This window comes from Bacillota bacterium, assembly GCA_030705925.1.
Lineage (GTDB): Bacteria > Bacillota > Clostridia > Oscillospirales > Feifaniaceae > JAUZPM01.
Map to the genome: position 1 here is coordinate 49097 of JAUZPM010000001.1, position 14819 is coordinate 63915.

The window sequence follows — 14819 nt, forward strand, 5'->3', positions numbered from 1 at the left end:
TCAGATCATAAGACTTTTATTTCAAAAAACCTTGCCTGACAGCAATTTTTAAAATGAACTGTCAGTGCGCCTTTGTCTTCATTATAATAAAATTCAGTTTCAAATCCGCTTGACGGATAGAGCTGTTTTACTGCTGCTTTTTTGCCTGCCCATTTGTGAATTGGAAGTTCTATATATTCCTCACCGCTCTGAAGTCTCCATACCGCCAGCAGCACTCTGCTGTTTTCATCATTCACAAGTCCGACACTCGCCCATGAATTTCTGTTATTTATATCTGTAAAACCAATCGGCCAGACCGGGTGTGAATTGTGGATATGACTGCGTTCCGATTTATAAAGCGAAATCCCCTCTTTTATTAGGGACATATTGAATTCGTCAGCAGCATCAGGATTGCCGGAAAGATACATGTTTCCGCACAATCCAGTTACCATATTAAAAATAGTCTTTTCCCCATCAGCAAACATATCTAGATATTTCTGGTCTTTTAATATATCCGGATTATCTTTGTTTGCAAACACAAGCGGATAAGGATAAGCCCATATTCCCAGCTGCTCCGGCAGAATGGACGCTAGGCTCCCAACAGCAATAGACGGGAAATTATAGCAGTCTTCCTGATCACTGGAGCTTTGAATATGGAAATGCGATAAAACGCCATAATCTTCTCTCATTCCGCCCGAGCCGCAGTTTTCTATTATCAAAGTCGGATGTTTTTTTCTGACTTCATCAATAAATGAATAAAATGCCTCAAAGTGTTTTATTAGTCCATAAGATGAAGCAATGCCACCCTTATCGCACCCTGAGCCTATGCATGCGTTATAATCATTTTTAATAAAACCTACGCCCATCGAAACCAAGCTGTCAATTATATTATGTAAATATCCTCTTACTTCAGGATTTTCAAAGTTTAAGAACCAGCGTGCTCCCCCTCCGACACGAACTCCATTTCGCATCAAAAACCACGAATCCGGCTTTTTTCCGAGATTCGATTCATCTCCGCAAACCTCCATCTCAAGCCATACGCCTGGTATCATATTTTTTGACTTGATATAATCAAGCACGCTTTCAAGGCCTTTGTCAAATCTGTCCTTACTCGGTATCCAGTCGCCAAGCATCCTTCCCCAGGATTTGTCCCTGTCTCCAAACCATCCGGCATCTATGCAGAAACATTCAGCCCCCTCTTCCGCGGCGGCGTCTATCTTCGGAGTAAGCTTTTCTATTGTCGGATTGCCCCAAAGACAGTTCATATAATCATTGAACACAACAGGGAATTCATTGTCCCATGCCTTCCGTGGTTTAAGCACGTTTCTTCTGTAAGATGTCAGCTCTTTTACTGCATCGTCAAAGTTTCCTTTGCAGCATCCGACAGCAACCGGAACAGAAGTAAAGCTTTCACCCGGCTTAAGCGTAAGATTGAATCCGCCAAATCTTTCATCTGCCGCATCGGCATGAATACATAAGGCGCCGTCATCATTCTTCCATGAGCCCATGTATCCAATCTCCATGTGCCAATTTGAAGACGTTTCGATCTGAAAATACCAAACTTTATTTGACTCTATGTCTTCAATTACCGCCATCGGAAGAAGTCTCCCAGTACTCCAGCTTCCTTGTGACGAAAAGTGAACAGCCGATGCCCCGGGGTGAGTCGTGCATTTATAAAGTCCCAGATCGGAAAGGCTTGAATTTCTCCACTGACCTTCCCCATTCCAAGCCTGTCTGCAATAATGAACTTTCACTTTCTTCTCATCATACCATGGTCTAATTCCGTCTGTTGCAATACCATTCATAAACATTGAAGATACATGGGTCAAGATAACCGGCGAATCCCCGTCATTTCTGACAGCTGTCGTCTGTCTGATTACATTTGCACCTTTAATAAGCTGCATATCAACTTTAACGGATAGTCCCAATTTTTCATGTTTATATGTAATAATGATCTCTTCATCGTTACTTTTTATGTCTTCCATATTCATTTCGGTTGGCAAAGCCGAGTATATTTCAGTAAGGGCATTATTTCCACCATACGGTATACCTGCAACAGAAAGCTGAAAGCAGGGGTAAGGAACACTTTTATTTAATTTAGAAACTTCCCCGCAGTTAAATGCCTTAAGCCACAGACCTTTTTTTGTGTTTTCAAACTCCATTGCTATATCGTTATGTTTAAGCGTTACGTTTTCTTTGGTCTCCATTACAATTCTCCCAATCAACTTGTTTTGTTTTATACTATAATAATTTATCTGCAGCAACAATATGTATTTTCTTAATAAGCTATTTTATAAGACAATTGTTAATGAATATTTGATAAATATGCCTTGTTTATTCCAACTAGTATACGATTTTACAATATATTTTTGCAAATAAAAATATTACTAAAATAAACGGCAAAAAAATATTGTAATTTGTCGTATTTTATTTATAATATTATATTTGGGTCAAAGTTTAAATTTACAATTGCCTATATTTATAAAATATATTATAAAAAGGAAAATGATAATGCAGATTGTAATGTTTTTAATGCTCTTCTTAATACTTTTTCCATTATTAATAATGCTTGCAATGGCAGTAATCAATAATCAAGCCTTGCGTAGTGCTATTATAAAAATATCTGTGTTTCTTATAGCGGCAGCGTCGATATGGTTATTCGTTCTGAATATTAATAACTCAGAACCTTTGATGTTCGCAGTAAATATTGATTTTATAAACACACTAATGACGTCGATTTCAGTATTGATTTCTATATACATTATTTATGCAGGTTTTCGCGATAAAAAATATTGGGCTTCTGTTTTAGCTGTTTTACAGATAATATCCTCACTCGCTTTTGAACTGGCTTACAGCGGAAAAATACATTCGGAATACGATCTAATGCTGGATAATCTTTCACTGATTATGGTGCTGCTAGTAGGCATAATCGGCGGATTGATCTGCATTTTTGCTATAGGCTACATGGCTAAATATCACCACCATAAACTGATGAAAGATAAGTCAAAACTGTTTTTCACAACTGTCTATGCTTTTATTTCGGCAATGTTCGGGCTCGTTTTGTCAAATAACCTCATGTGGCTATTGTTCTTTTGGGAAATAACCACCTTCTGCTCTTTTGTACTTATCGGTTATACTCGCCGTGAAGATTCAATACGTAACTCCTATCGTGCATTAATCATGAATATGGCAGGAGGGCTTGCCTTTTTAGCCGGTATAGCCTGGCTGTTTAAAACTCAGGGAATTATTGAGCTTGATAAATTGATGGCCTTAGCTCCTGCGGCTGCAATGGTGCCGGCAATTCTGATTAGCTTATCTGGTGTTGTAAAGTCAGCCCAGATGCCTTTTTCGTCATGGCTTTTAGGTGCAATGGTTGCCCCAACTCCTACCTCAGCGCTTCTGCATTCAAGTACAATGGTAAAGGCGGGGGTTTATATTATCATCCGTCTGTCGCCGTTACTTAAGAATACCCCAGCCGGTTTTGCGCTTACGCTTATCGGTGCAATAACATTCTTACTCGCATCATTTATTGCAATCTCAATGCATAACGTCAAGAGACTGCTGGCCTATTCGACAATTTCAACCTTAGGTCTGATCGTTGCATGCGCGGGCGTCGGGACATATCAGGCTATTTGGACCGCAATTTTGCTTATGATTTTCCATGCAGTTGCAAAATCGCTCTTGTTCTTAAGCGTCGGAACAGTAGAACACGGCATAGACAGCCTTAACATAGAGGATATGGACGGGCTTATCCTTCGTATGCCTAAAGTTACAGTTTGTCTTTTGATTGGTATTTCAGGCATGTTCCTAGCTCCGTTTGGCATGCTGATAAGTAAATGGGCGGCACTGGAGGCGTTGATCGTTGCAAATCCATTTATCGCGTTCTTTGTTGTGTTCGGAAGTTCCGCAACGCTGTTCTTCTATACAAAATGGATGGGTAAATTAATCATGATCATTCACCCGTCTGAAAACCAGGAAAAAGTAGTGTCATCCGCTGAATGGTTCACAATGGGCACCCTTTCTGCATTGACTGTCCTTGTCTGCATAGCTTTCCCAAGCATTTCTACCCATATAATTGATCCTTATATACGTCATTTATATCAGCAGGATGTTTCGATGAATACGGGAAACATTGTTATAATGCTTATTATGATGGCTCTTATATTGACCCTTCCGTTCCAGATATTATTGCAGCATAAAGACAAGAAACACGTCATTGCCTATTTATGCGGTGCAAATATCACAGAAAACAATCTTTTATATGAAGCTAACACACGTTTTCATACAACTAAAATGGACGTTGAAGAACTTAAACTTAGAAATTACTATTTTGAAAATTATTTTGGGGAGGATAAACTGGGCAAAATAGGCGTAGTAACAACAACTTTACTGATAGCCGTATTGTTTGGTATAATACTAATATGAAAATAATATTGATTTCAATCGCTTTTATTATATTTGCCCCTATTTTAGGCGGACTATTGTCGGGTCTCGACAGAATCATTTCGGCAAGGATGCAAAAAAGGGTTGGGCCAAGCATTTTCCAGCCTTTTTATGATGTATTCAAACTTTTCCAAAAGGAAAACGTTGTCGTAAACAGCTCTCAGAATTTCTATATGATCTGTTTTCTCATCTTCACAGTATTTACAGGCGCAATGCTTTTTACGGGAGAAGATATACTTCTAACTGTATTTTCGTCAACACTTGCCGGAATCTTTTTTGTTCTCGGCGGTTATTCGACATATTCACCCTATAGCTTTATAGGTTCAGAAAGAGAACTTATCTCTATGATGTCAGACGAGCCAATGGTTATACTTATGGCGATAGGCATGTACATGGTGACACACAGCTTTTTTATTCACGATATTGTCGCATTTGATAAACCCGCAATTATTTACTTGCCGGGTGTATTTATCGGCTATTTATTCGTTCTTACAATAAAGATGAAGAAATCACCTTTTGATCTCTCTATGTCTCATCACGCTCATCAGGAAGTAGTAAGCGGAATAAAAACAGAATTTTCAGGTAAATCCCTTGCAATGATAGAAATTGCACATTGGTATGAAAATATATTTTTACTCGGAACGGTTTACCTGTTCTTTGCCGTATCGCCTATAATCGGTATTCTAGTTTCACTTTTAGTTTATTTTATTGAGACATTCATTGATAACACAAATGCTAGAGTAAAATGGCAGTGGTTATTAAAATCATCGTGGATTGTGGCGTTAGTATTCGGAGCTACAAACATATTGATTTTATATTTTGTAAAATAAGGAGAGAGAGCAATGTCATATTTTAAAAAATCTCCATGGCTTATACATTATGACGGTTCCAGCTGTAACGGCTGCGATATCGAAGTCCTCGCTTGTCTGACCCCTCTGTATGACATTGAACGATTCGGAATAATCAATACAGGGAACCCTAAGCACGCTGATATCTTTTTAATAACAGGTTCTGTCAATGAACAAAATAAAGAGGTAATACAAAATATTTATTCCCAAATGCCCGACCCAAAGGTGGTTATCGCAGTGGGAATATGTGCAGCGTCAGGCGGAGTTTTTGCAGATTGCTATAATGTCATGGGCGGAGTAGACAAACTTATCCCTGTCGATGTCTATGTCCCGGGCTGTGCCGCCCGCCCCGAAGCAATAATAGACGGCGTTGTTAAAGGTCTTGATGTTCTCGAACAGAAATACAGCCAGAAAAATAATACGGATAAGAAGGAAAACGCATGACAGAGGAGCAAAAAACCGAAATAATAGATCTGGACACGCTCTTATCAAAGTGTGCGACGCTTAAGGAGAAAGGTTATCGCCTTGTGCAGATTGGCTGCACAGAAACCGAAACCGAAATACAGATAAATTATACTTTCGATAAAAATTATGAATTCATAAATCTAAGATTGTTGTCCAAACGCGGCGAGTCTGTCCCCAGCATTCAATCAGTATATGACTGTGCATTTATTTATGAAAATGAAATTGCCGAACTTTTTGGAATAAATGTCACAGATATGCCTATTGATTTTAAAGGAAAATTATATAAAACCGCAGTTTCAGCACCCTTTGCTTTAAATCCCGAGAAACAGGAGGAAATACTCTAATGTCCGAAAGAATGGTCATTCCCTTTGGTCCTCAGCATCCTGTTTTGCCGGAACCTATACATTTAAACCTTGTAATGGAAGATGAAAAAGTCGTTGACGTCCTTCCTTCAATCGGCTTTGTACACCGCGGGCTTGAGATGCTTGTCAAAAAGAAAGATTTCAATGCCTATACTTACGTTGCCGAACGCGTCTGCGGAATATGCAGTTACATGCATGGTATGGGATATTGCCAGGCAATTGAAAATATCATGGGTATAGAGGTTCCTGAAAGGGCCCTTTATCTAAGAGTAATCGGCGCTGAATTTTCAAGGATTCACAGTCACCTGCTTTGGTTAGGTCTTTGCGCAGACGCTTTTGGATTTGAAAGCCTGTTTATGCACACCTGGAAACTCCGTGAACAGATTCTTGACATCATGGAGGAAATCACAGGCGGTCGCGTAATCTTTTCAGCAGTTAAAATAGGCGGAGTGAAGAGAGATCTTGACGAGGCAATGTTAACTAAAATCCTTGATATTCTTAATGATTTAGAGCCGCAGATCAAGGAAATATCCTCTGTGTTCATTGAAAGTGTCACCGTTCGCCACCGTTTGGAGGGCGTAGGGGTTTTGTCAACTGAAGACGCAATCTCAACTGGTGCCGTCGGTCCTATGCTGCGTGCAAGCGGTGTTAGTCAGGATATGCGCAAGCTTAATTACGCCGCGTATGGTCAGCTTGATTTTGATCCTATCGTTGAAAAAAACGGCGATAGTATGGCCCGGTGCAAAGTCCGTATAAGAGAGATTTTCCAGTCTATAGACCTGATAAGACAAGCTGTTAAGAAATTGCCGCAGGGCACAATAGATACGCCGTTCAAAGGAAATCCTGACGGAGAGTATTTCGCTCGTCTTGAGCAGCCGCGCGGAGAAGTTATATATTATGTCAAAGCAAACGGCACTAAATTCTTAGATCGTGTTCGTGTTCGAACCCCAACGCTTGCAAATCTGCCTGCTTTAGTTAAAGTATTAAAAGGCTGTGATCTTGCTGACGTTCCGATTTTGGTGTTAACAATTGATCCTTGTATTAGCTGTACAGAAAGGTGATCCCATGTCAGTTTTTCATATTGCAAAAATTGTATTAAGAAGTTTATTCTCCAAGCCTGCCACCGGCATGTATCCTTTTAAGAAGCGCGAGTATTATTTAAGCACTCGCGGCTCTATACAAAATGATATTGAAAGCTGCATTTTCTGCGGACTATGCTCTAAAAAATGCCCCGCAAATGCAATCGAGGTTTCGAGAAATGATAAACAGTGGTCTATTGACCGTTTTCGCTGTGTGACCTGTAATGCCTGTGTCGAGGCATGCCCTAAAAAGTGCCTTGTTATGAAAAACACATACACAGCACCTGCGACGATCAAGTCAGTAGACAAATTCACTAAGTCGGCTGAAAGTCAGCAGTAAATATGCATGAATACTCCCTAACCGAGCGGATAGTAACAATAGCATCGGATACAGCAAGGAAAAATAATGCTAAAAACGTTTCTAAAGTAATTATCGTTGTGGGCGAATCGTCCGGGATAATAACGGAATCCGTCCAAATGTATTTTGATTTAATTGCTTTAGGGACGCCTGCCGAAGGTGCAGAACTTGAAGTAAAATCAATCAAACCTGAGATGTACTGCCCAAACTGCGGGAAGAATTTCATCCGCCCGCGGTTTTCTTTTGAATGCCCGGCATGCGGCGCTCTTGGGAATCCAACTGAAATAGGAAAAGAATTTTACGTTGAAAGCGTAGAACTTGAATTATAAAGGAATATATAATGGCTAAAAAAAATGTCGAAGTGTTGGAAAGCATATATTCTGAAAACGATCGAATTGCAGATGGTATTTTTAAAAAGCTTTCGGAAAATAACGTTTATACCGTAAATATCATGGGTGCCCCCGGAATAGGCAAAACTTCAAGCTTGATACAAATTATTAAAGAGCTTGAAGGCGTTAAAACATATGTCATCGAGGGTGACATAGAATCTGACATCGATACTGCAAAGTTGAAATCTCTTGGAATAACAAGCGTACAAATCAATACCGGCGGCGCTTGTCATCTTGATGCTAATGTAATTGATAATACAATAAAAAAGCTTGAGCCTCTTCAAAAAGGCATGCTTTTTATAGAAAACATAGGCAATCTTGTGTGTCCTGCTGAATTCAATATAGGTGAAAATATAAAAATGCTTATTTCATCAGTGACCGAAGGCGCGGATAAACCGTACAAATATCCTCTTGCCTTTGAAAAAGCAGGTATTATCCTATTAAATAAGATAGATTTGCTTCCTTACGTAGATTTCGATGTTGAATACTATAAACGGGGTATAAGGGCTCTAAATAAAGAGGTTCCTATCTTTGAGGTCTCATGCAAAACTGGAGAAGGTTTTAACGAGGTCTGTTCATGGCTGAAAAAAAGGATTTAAACTATTTTGTTACAGCTCGGATCGAGGGCGTGGTTCAAGGCGTTGGATTCCGCCCTTTTACAGCAAGACTTGCCAGCTTTTATAATATTAAAGGTTTTGTAAAAAACGAAAGCGACAATGTTTATATTGAGGCAGCTGGTAGTAAAGAAGACCTGCTGCTATTTTTAAATAATATAAGAAACAGCCCCCCGGCAGGATCAAAAATAATTATATTTGACATTAGTCCAATAGAACAAGATGAAGTTTGCTTTGAAGATTTTAAGATAATTAAGAGCACAGAGGGCAAATTTAACTTGGCAATGCCCTCACCTGATATATCAATTTGTGGTGACTGCCTGAGAGAGCTTTTTGCAAAAGACGATCCGCGTTACTTAAACCCTTTTATAAGCTGCACAAACTGCGGCCCACGATTTACTATCATTAACAAACTGCCTTATGACAGAGGCAATACCACTATGGGTGAATTTCCGCTTTGCGGCCTTTGCGACTTTCAGTATAAAGATACCGCCGATAGAAGATGCCATGCGCAAACTGTCTGCTGCAATAAATGCGGTCCAGTTTTGACCTTTTTTGATAGAGCATTAACTGTCGAAGGCTATGATGCTTTAGAACGTGCAGTAAAAACTATTATGAACGGCGGCATAATCGCTGTTAAGGGTATAGGCGGCTATCATCTGGCGTGCAGCCCCTATGAGGATAAGACTGTAAACAATCTCAGGCTTCTTAAAGGTCGGGAAGAGAAGCCTTTTGCTATAATGTTCCCTTCAATTGAAGAAATAGAAAAACTCTGCTTTATAAACAAAGCAGAGTCAGCCCTTTTGTTATCGCGTGAAAAACCTATAGTTCTATTAGAAAGAAAAGATACAGATTTTTCTGAAAGAGTGTATGGCAGCAGCAGATTTTTAGGCGCTTTTTTGCCTTATACCCCCCTTCATCACCTTATCCTATCAAAAACCGGCCCTCTTATAATGACCAGCGCAAACAGCACAACTTTACCGATAATAAAAGATGATGATGAAATAAAGAAATTCTTTATTGATAATAACCTTTTAGACGGGGTTATAAGCCATGACCGCTGCATTCTTCGCCGTGTCGATGATTCAGTCGCTGCCGTTATTGACGGGCACACACAGTTAATCCGCAGAGCCAGAGGCTATGTTCCTCTTCCTATAAAAACTTCTTTAAATAATCGGATTTCAATACTCGCCTGCGGGTCACAGCAAAAAAATACAACCTCTCTTTCTTTTGGCTCGTTAATCTATCCAAGCACTGAAATTGGTGATCTAGACAGCCGCGAAACGATTTCAGTTTATAAAGATACCATTGACGACATGCAAAAACTGCTTGGCATTTCTCCAACGCTAGCTGTATGTGATCTGCATCCACTATATGAATCAACAAAATACGCGCTAACTGCTGGCTTACCGGTTATAAAAGTGCAGCATCACTTCGCTCACATAGCTTCAGTAATGGCAGAAAATAATATTACAAGCAGTATAATCGGTGTGGCTTTTGACGGAACCGGATATGGAACTGACGGAACTATCTGGGGCGGCGAATTTCTTATTGCATCCCCTGCGAGCTTTACAAGGGTAGGACATCTTAAGTCTGTTAAATTTATTGGCTCAGACGATTCAATAAAACAGGGCTGGAAATCAGCCTTGTGCCTTTTGAGCGACGCAGGACTTGCCCCGCAGTCCGATAATGCCCGGGAAAAACTTGTGCGAGCCGCTTTGAACAGCGATATTAACACTATTATGTCGTCAAGCATGGGGCGCGTATTCGATGCCGTAAGTTCAATCCTCGGCATATGTCATGAATCAGGCTATGAAGGTCAGTGTGCAATCGAGCTTGAAAATGCAGCAGCAAAGTGTATGAATATAAGTTCTGAACCTACACCATATCCTTTTAATATAAACAGTGAAAACGAAATGTTTATTGCTGACCTGTCCCCATGCCTGCGTTCTATAATGAAAGCTAAAGAAGAGGGTGAGGAAGCTGGTTTTATTGCGTTACGCTTCCACTCTACTGTTTGTCAGCTCATTCTTGACATGTGTAAAATACTTAGAGAAAAATACGACATAAATACTGTTGCATTAAGCGGCGGCGTATTTCAAAATCGTATCATTTTGTCAGGTTCCTTCTCACTATTACAAAAAGACGGCTTTAAAGTATATACAAATGCCATCGTGCCACCTGGGGACGGCGGTATATCTCTCGGTCAGGCTTATATAGGTCTGGCGACAGCATCAGCAAAGGAGAAATAATTATGTGCATTGCAGTGCCAGGTAAACTTATTGAAATAGACGGAAAACACGGAAAAGTTGACGTCAACGGCAATATCCTGCCCGTAGAACTTGGCGTAGTAAACGCAAAATTAGGCGACTTTTTGCTTATCCATGCCGGATGTGCAATTTCAGTTCTAAGAAATGACGAAAAAGACGAGTTGACTGAGCTTTTTTCTTTATTAGACGAGGTCGTAAATGAAAACAATTGATGATTATATCAATGAAATTAAAAGTTATAACGGTCCGCCTCTAACTTTTATGGAGGTTTGCGGCACACATACAAGAAGTATTTTCGAATACGGTATACACGAAATTCTGCCTCCGAACATTAAATTAATATCAGGCCCCGGCTGCCCTGTATGCGTCACCCCATCCGGCTATATAGATTATGCGGCACAGCTTTCGTTACGGGAAAACAATATATTATGTACCTTTGGAGATATGGTACGTGTGCCGGGAAGCAAAACTTCTCTGTCAAGAGTCAAAGCATCAGGCGGAAAAATTAATATTATGTATTCTCCGATGGACGTAATATATTGGGCAGAATCAAACCCCGAAAAGACATATATAGTTGCAGCAGTCGGATTTGAGACCACCCTTCCCATATACGCTCTGATGCTAGACCAAATAGTTGAAAAGAATCTTATGAACGTAAAATTTTTAACTTCAATAAAGGCTCTTATGCCGGCTTTATATTGGATTTGTGATAACAGTCAAAAAATCAACGGATTTATAGGGCCCGGGCATGTAAGCACTATTATCGGTGCCGATGTCTATAAGCCTCTCTGCGAAAAATACCATATTCCCCTTGCTGTCAGTGGTTTTAGCTTTGAACATATCGTTGCCGCCATCTATGATTTAATTATGCAGTCTAACAATAAAACTAATGAAGTGCATAATCTTTATACCAATGCCGTCTCCAAGAATGGCAATACTGATGCTAAACAAAAGATTTCAAAATATTTTGAGTTAAGTGAATCTTTATGGCGAGGACTCGGTAATATAAACGATTCGGGATATTTCTTATCTGAAGAATATCGAGAATTTGATGCAGGCAGCAAAAATGATTACTTAGCTGCCGAACCTGCAAACTGCTTATGCGGCAAAGTAATAATAGGACAGGCCAGCCCCCATGACTGTCCGCTTTTTAAAACCAATTGCACACCGCTTACTCCTGTAGGTCCCTGCATGGTATCAAGCGAAGGAACCTGCGGTATATGGTTTCATAATCAATCAAAAAACAGGTGATAAAATGAAAATTACAACCGCACATGGCGGCGGCGGCAAACTTTCTGCCGAGCTAATCCATGATATATTTGAAAGATATTTTTCTAATAGCATATTAAATGAAATGCAGGATTCTGCGGTATTACCAATCCCATCTGATAAAATCGCATTCACCACAGATTCATTCGTGGTAAACCCGCTGTTTTTTTCCGGTGGAGATATTGGACGCCTAGCTGTCTGCGGGACGGTAAACGATCTTCTTATGCGCGGCGCCATTCCTAAATATCTGTCGGCAGGCTTTATTTTAGAAGAAGGACTAGATACTGATCTTCTTCTAAAAGTTGTAAGATCGATGCAGCTTACAGCCAAAGAAGCCGGCGTTATTGTTGTCGCGGGCGATACAAAAGTAATAGAAGGTAAAGGCGGCTTATATATCAATACTTCCGGAATAGGATTAATAAATGACGAAGTTGATGTAAGCGCCAAAAATGTTGTTCCCAATGATACGGTGATAATAAGCGGATACCTTGGAAATCATCATGCCTGTATCATGTCGAAGCGTATGGGAATTGAAAATACAATAGAAAGTGATTGCGCCCCGTTATGCGATATGGTTAACGGGCTAATAGAAAATAAAATCCATATTCACGCTATGCGTGATATAACCCGCGGCGGGCTTGCCACAGTATTAAACGAAATCGCATTGTCGTCTTGCGTTAATATAGATTTATTTCCCGACTTGAAAATAGCAGATGAACAGGTCGAAGGGTTTTGCAATATTCTTGGGTTAGATCCTCTGTATATGGGAAACGAGGGAAAAATGGTCGTATTCGTACCCACCTACGATGCGGATAAAGCTTTGAATATAATAAAAGCATCAAAATACGGCAAAAATGCGAAGATGATCGGAACTGTTAAATCTGCACCCCCGGAAGTCACTATAAAGACTCGTTCAGGCGGCACAAGAATAATTGAGCCACTGATGGGTGAAGGTCTGCCCAGGATTTGCTAGCCCAAAAAAATATATAAAATTACAAAAAAGACTTAATTTTTACATTATTCTTTTCGACTTATATATTGCAGAGTATACTATATGATAAAATATATGACAGCAAGTTATAGCAATTTTGATTGCAGTAAGCTGCCGCCTGCTTGTAAATTAATAAAAGCGACGGAAGGAATTGATATTAAGTGGATATTTCTAGTATCATAGGTTTAATTACAGGACTTGGAGCATTGATAATTGCTTTTTTGATGGAAGGCGGAAATCTGTCATCTTTAGTACTCCCAAGTCCTTTTATCACTGTTTTTGGCGGAACGCTTGGCGCGGTATTTTTATCATACAGGATCGACGATATAAAAAAGATACCAAAATTATTTATGCAAGCCATGAAAAAAAGTACTCTTAACACCGAACAGGAGATAAATACTCTTGTTGCCATGTCTGAACAGGCACGAAGAGAAGGTCTTTTAAGCCTTGAGCCAATGATTAGTGATAATCAGCAGGAACCAATTGACCCCCTCCTAAAAAGAGGAATCACAATGGTTATTGATGGTGTCGGCGCTCAGGAAATACATAACATGCTTGAAACTGAAATATATGTTGCCGAGCAAAGCAAAAGAAATGATGCATCCATTTTTGAATCCGCAGGTGGTTTTTCCCCAACGATGGGTGTTATCGGTACAGTTATGGGGCTAATACACGTCCTGTCTAACATGGGGGCAGCAGATGAACTTGCCGCCTCTATAGCTACTGCTTTCATAGCTACGTTTTACGGCGTATCTTTTGCTAACCTCATCTATATTCCAATCGCCTCAAAGCTAAAATTACAGATAAAATCATATAAAATGGAGAAGGAAATGATAATTGAGGGTATTCTTGGAATCCGTAACGGAGAAAACCCGAAAATTTTGCGTGAAAGACTTGAGGCATACGTTATTAAAAACTCAACAAAACCAAAGGGGGAAGTTGAGAAATGACAGATCCAAACCAGGAGGTCGAAAAGGAAAATAGCGAAAGATGGCTTCTTACCTATTCAGATATGATCACGCTTCTACTTGCACTGTTTATTGTATTATATTCAATGAGTAACCTTGATGCCGGAAAATACAGTACAATGGCTGAGGAACTGGGTAGGGTTCTTGGTGGCGGAATGCCGTTTACGGGCACTGCCTACATAGAGCGAAACGGAATGTTTGCAACTTCCAACACGAGCGATAAGACAAAAAGCAACGATGAAGGTCTGGGTAAAAACGGGCAGCAGAACCAAGCAGGAACAGGTCAGAATGGGAATTCGCAGACCCCCTCAGATAAATTCGATCAGACATATAACGAATTAAAGGAAAAAGTGGGACAAAGCGGCGTTGATCTTGAAAAAACAGAAAGCAGTATCAACATGCGTTTTAAGGATAGTGTTTTATTTTACGGTGACAGTTCGAGAATGAAACCTGCTGCTTTGCCTGTTCTTCAAAAACTCGGCAGTACTTTACAAAGCATCAAACCAATAATCGACCACATAGAAGTTGACGGTCATACAGCTGATGTTTTTATAAAAGATGATAATTATTTTTCATGGCAGTTATCCGCCGATCGTGCGATAGCGGTTTTAAAATATTTATCTGAAAGTTGTAATCTTCCGGTAGAAAAAATGTCAATAGGCGGATTTTCTCATTATGTACCCATAAAAAGTAATAATACCGAAGAAGGCCGCTCAGCTAACAGGCGTGTCGAAATTAAAATAACCAGAATACAAGAAAATACAAGTAATTAAATACCAGCTTC

The 14819-nt window shown here is 39.8% G+C and carries 15 protein-coding genes; 14 read left to right on the top strand and 1 reads right to left on the bottom strand.

Going from position 1 to position 14819, the window contains the following annotated elements; all coding sequences use genetic code 11:
* Positions 1-5: 5 nt before the first annotated feature.
* The gene (locus Q8865_00265; protein MDP4151860.1) at positions 6-2186 is read right to left on the bottom strand and encodes an alpha-galactosidase; all 2181 of its coding nucleotides are present in this window, start codon (positions 2184-2186) and stop codon (positions 6-8) included.
* Positions 2187-2490: 304 nt separating this feature from the next.
* Here Q8865_00265 and Q8865_00270 point away from each other — a divergent pair, with 304 nt between their 5' ends.
* From Q8865_00270 to Q8865_00335, 14 genes are all read left to right on the top strand, one after another.
* Positions 2491-4404, top strand: a complete 1914-nt coding sequence (locus tag Q8865_00270; protein ID MDP4151861.1) for a proton-conducting transporter membrane subunit — start codon at positions 2491-2493, stop codon at positions 4402-4404.
* A complete protein-coding gene (locus Q8865_00275) occupies positions 4401-5252 on the top strand; it encodes an NADH-quinone oxidoreductase subunit H (protein ID MDP4151862.1) in 852 nt (283 codons plus the stop codon). Before Q8865_00270 ends, Q8865_00275 begins: the two co-directional genes overlap by 4 nt.
* Positions 5253-5264: 12 nt before the next feature.
* Positions 5265-5714, top strand: coding sequence for an NADH-quinone oxidoreductase subunit B family protein (locus Q8865_00280; GenBank protein ID MDP4151863.1), 450 nt, complete (start codon positions 5265-5267; stop codon positions 5712-5714).
* Complete coding sequence (locus tag Q8865_00285; GenBank protein ID MDP4151864.1) at positions 5711-6079, top strand: NADH-quinone oxidoreductase subunit C; 369 nt, start codon at positions 5711-5713, stop codon at positions 6077-6079. The genes Q8865_00280 and Q8865_00285 overlap by 4 nt, the downstream gene beginning before the upstream one ends.
* Positions 6079-7158 (top strand): nickel-dependent hydrogenase large subunit, encoded by a 1080-nt coding sequence (locus Q8865_00290; protein ID MDP4151865.1) that lies wholly within the window; start codon positions 6079-6081, stop codon positions 7156-7158. Before Q8865_00285 ends, Q8865_00290 begins: the two co-directional genes overlap by 1 nt.
* Positions 7159-7162: 4 nt before the next feature.
* Complete coding sequence (locus Q8865_00295) at positions 7163-7516, top strand: 4Fe-4S dicluster domain-containing protein (protein ID MDP4151866.1); 354 nt, start codon at positions 7163-7165, stop codon at positions 7514-7516.
* A 2-nt stretch (positions 7517-7518) separates the two neighbouring features.
* Positions 7519-7863, top strand: coding sequence for a hydrogenase maturation nickel metallochaperone HypA (locus Q8865_00300; protein ID MDP4151867.1), 345 nt, complete (start codon positions 7519-7521; stop codon positions 7861-7863).
* 11 nt (positions 7864-7874) lie between these two features.
* Positions 7875-8522: a hydrogenase nickel incorporation protein HypB gene (gene hypB, locus Q8865_00305; GenBank protein ID MDP4151868.1), complete on the top strand. Its 648-nt coding sequence runs from the start codon at positions 7875-7877 to the stop codon at positions 8520-8522.
* Positions 8501-10789, top strand: coding sequence for a carbamoyltransferase HypF (gene hypF / locus Q8865_00310; GenBank protein MDP4151869.1), 2289 nt, complete (start codon positions 8501-8503; stop codon positions 10787-10789). The genes hypB and hypF overlap by 22 nt, the downstream gene beginning before the upstream one ends.
* Before the next feature lie 2 nt (positions 10790-10791).
* Complete coding sequence (locus tag Q8865_00315) at positions 10792-11019, top strand: HypC/HybG/HupF family hydrogenase formation chaperone (GenBank protein ID MDP4151870.1); 228 nt, start codon at positions 10792-10794, stop codon at positions 11017-11019.
* Positions 11006-12058, top strand: a complete 1053-nt coding sequence (gene hypD, locus Q8865_00320) for a hydrogenase formation protein HypD (protein MDP4151871.1) — start codon at positions 11006-11008, stop codon at positions 12056-12058. The genes Q8865_00315 and hypD overlap by 14 nt, the downstream gene beginning before the upstream one ends.
* A 4-nt stretch (positions 12059-12062) precedes the next feature.
* Complete coding sequence (gene hypE, locus Q8865_00325) at positions 12063-13049, top strand: hydrogenase expression/formation protein HypE (GenBank protein MDP4151872.1); 987 nt, start codon at positions 12063-12065, stop codon at positions 13047-13049.
* A gap of 179 nt (positions 13050-13228) precedes the next feature.
* Entirely contained in the window at positions 13229-14017 is a 789-nt protein-coding gene (locus Q8865_00330; protein ID MDP4151873.1) for a flagellar motor protein, read from the top strand.
* A complete protein-coding gene (locus Q8865_00335; protein MDP4151874.1) occupies positions 14014-14808 on the top strand; it encodes a flagellar motor protein MotB in 795 nt (264 codons plus the stop codon). The genes Q8865_00330 and Q8865_00335 overlap by 4 nt, the downstream gene beginning before the upstream one ends.
* Positions 14809-14819: the final 11 nt, after the last annotated feature.

What these genes read in the sequence shown, in the direction of transcription:
- Q8865_00335 (MDP4151874.1), top strand. Translation starts at nt 14,014, where the DNA reads ATGACAGATCCAAACCAGGAGGTCGAAAAGGAAAATAGCGAAAGATGG.
- Q8865_00285 (MDP4151864.1), top strand. Translation starts at nt 5,711, where the DNA reads ATGACAGAGGAGCAAAAAACCGAAATAATAGATCTGGACACGCTCTTA.
- Q8865_00280 (MDP4151863.1), top strand. Translation starts at nt 5,265, where the DNA reads ATGTCATATTTTAAAAAATCTCCATGGCTTATACATTATGACGGTTCC.
- Q8865_00275 (MDP4151862.1), top strand. Translation starts at nt 4,401, where the DNA reads ATGAAAATAATATTGATTTCAATCGCTTTTATTATATTTGCCCCTATT.
- Q8865_00295 (MDP4151866.1), top strand. Translation starts at nt 7,163, where the DNA reads ATGTCAGTTTTTCATATTGCAAAAATTGTATTAAGAAGTTTATTCTCC.
- Q8865_00290 (MDP4151865.1), top strand. Translation starts at nt 6,079, where the DNA reads ATGTCCGAAAGAATGGTCATTCCCTTTGGTCCTCAGCATCCTGTTTTG.
- Q8865_00300 (MDP4151867.1), top strand. Translation starts at nt 7,519, where the DNA reads ATGCATGAATACTCCCTAACCGAGCGGATAGTAACAATAGCATCGGAT.
- hypB (MDP4151868.1), top strand. Translation starts at nt 7,875, where the DNA reads ATGGCTAAAAAAAATGTCGAAGTGTTGGAAAGCATATATTCTGAAAAC.
- Q8865_00315 (MDP4151870.1), top strand. Translation starts at nt 10,792, where the DNA reads ATGTGCATTGCAGTGCCAGGTAAACTTATTGAAATAGACGGAAAACAC.
- hypD (MDP4151871.1), top strand. Translation starts at nt 11,006, where the DNA reads ATGAAAACAATTGATGATTATATCAATGAAATTAAAAGTTATAACGGT.
- hypE (MDP4151872.1), top strand. Translation starts at nt 12,063, where the DNA reads ATGAAAATTACAACCGCACATGGCGGCGGCGGCAAACTTTCTGCCGAG.
- hypF (MDP4151869.1), top strand. Translation starts at nt 8,501, where the DNA reads ATGGCTGAAAAAAAGGATTTAAACTATTTTGTTACAGCTCGGATCGAG.
- Q8865_00270 (MDP4151861.1), top strand. Translation starts at nt 2,491, where the DNA reads ATGCAGATTGTAATGTTTTTAATGCTCTTCTTAATACTTTTTCCATTA.
- Q8865_00265 (MDP4151860.1), bottom strand. Translation starts at nt 2,186, where the DNA reads ATGGAGACCAAAGAAAACGTAACGCTTAAACATAACGATATAGCAATG.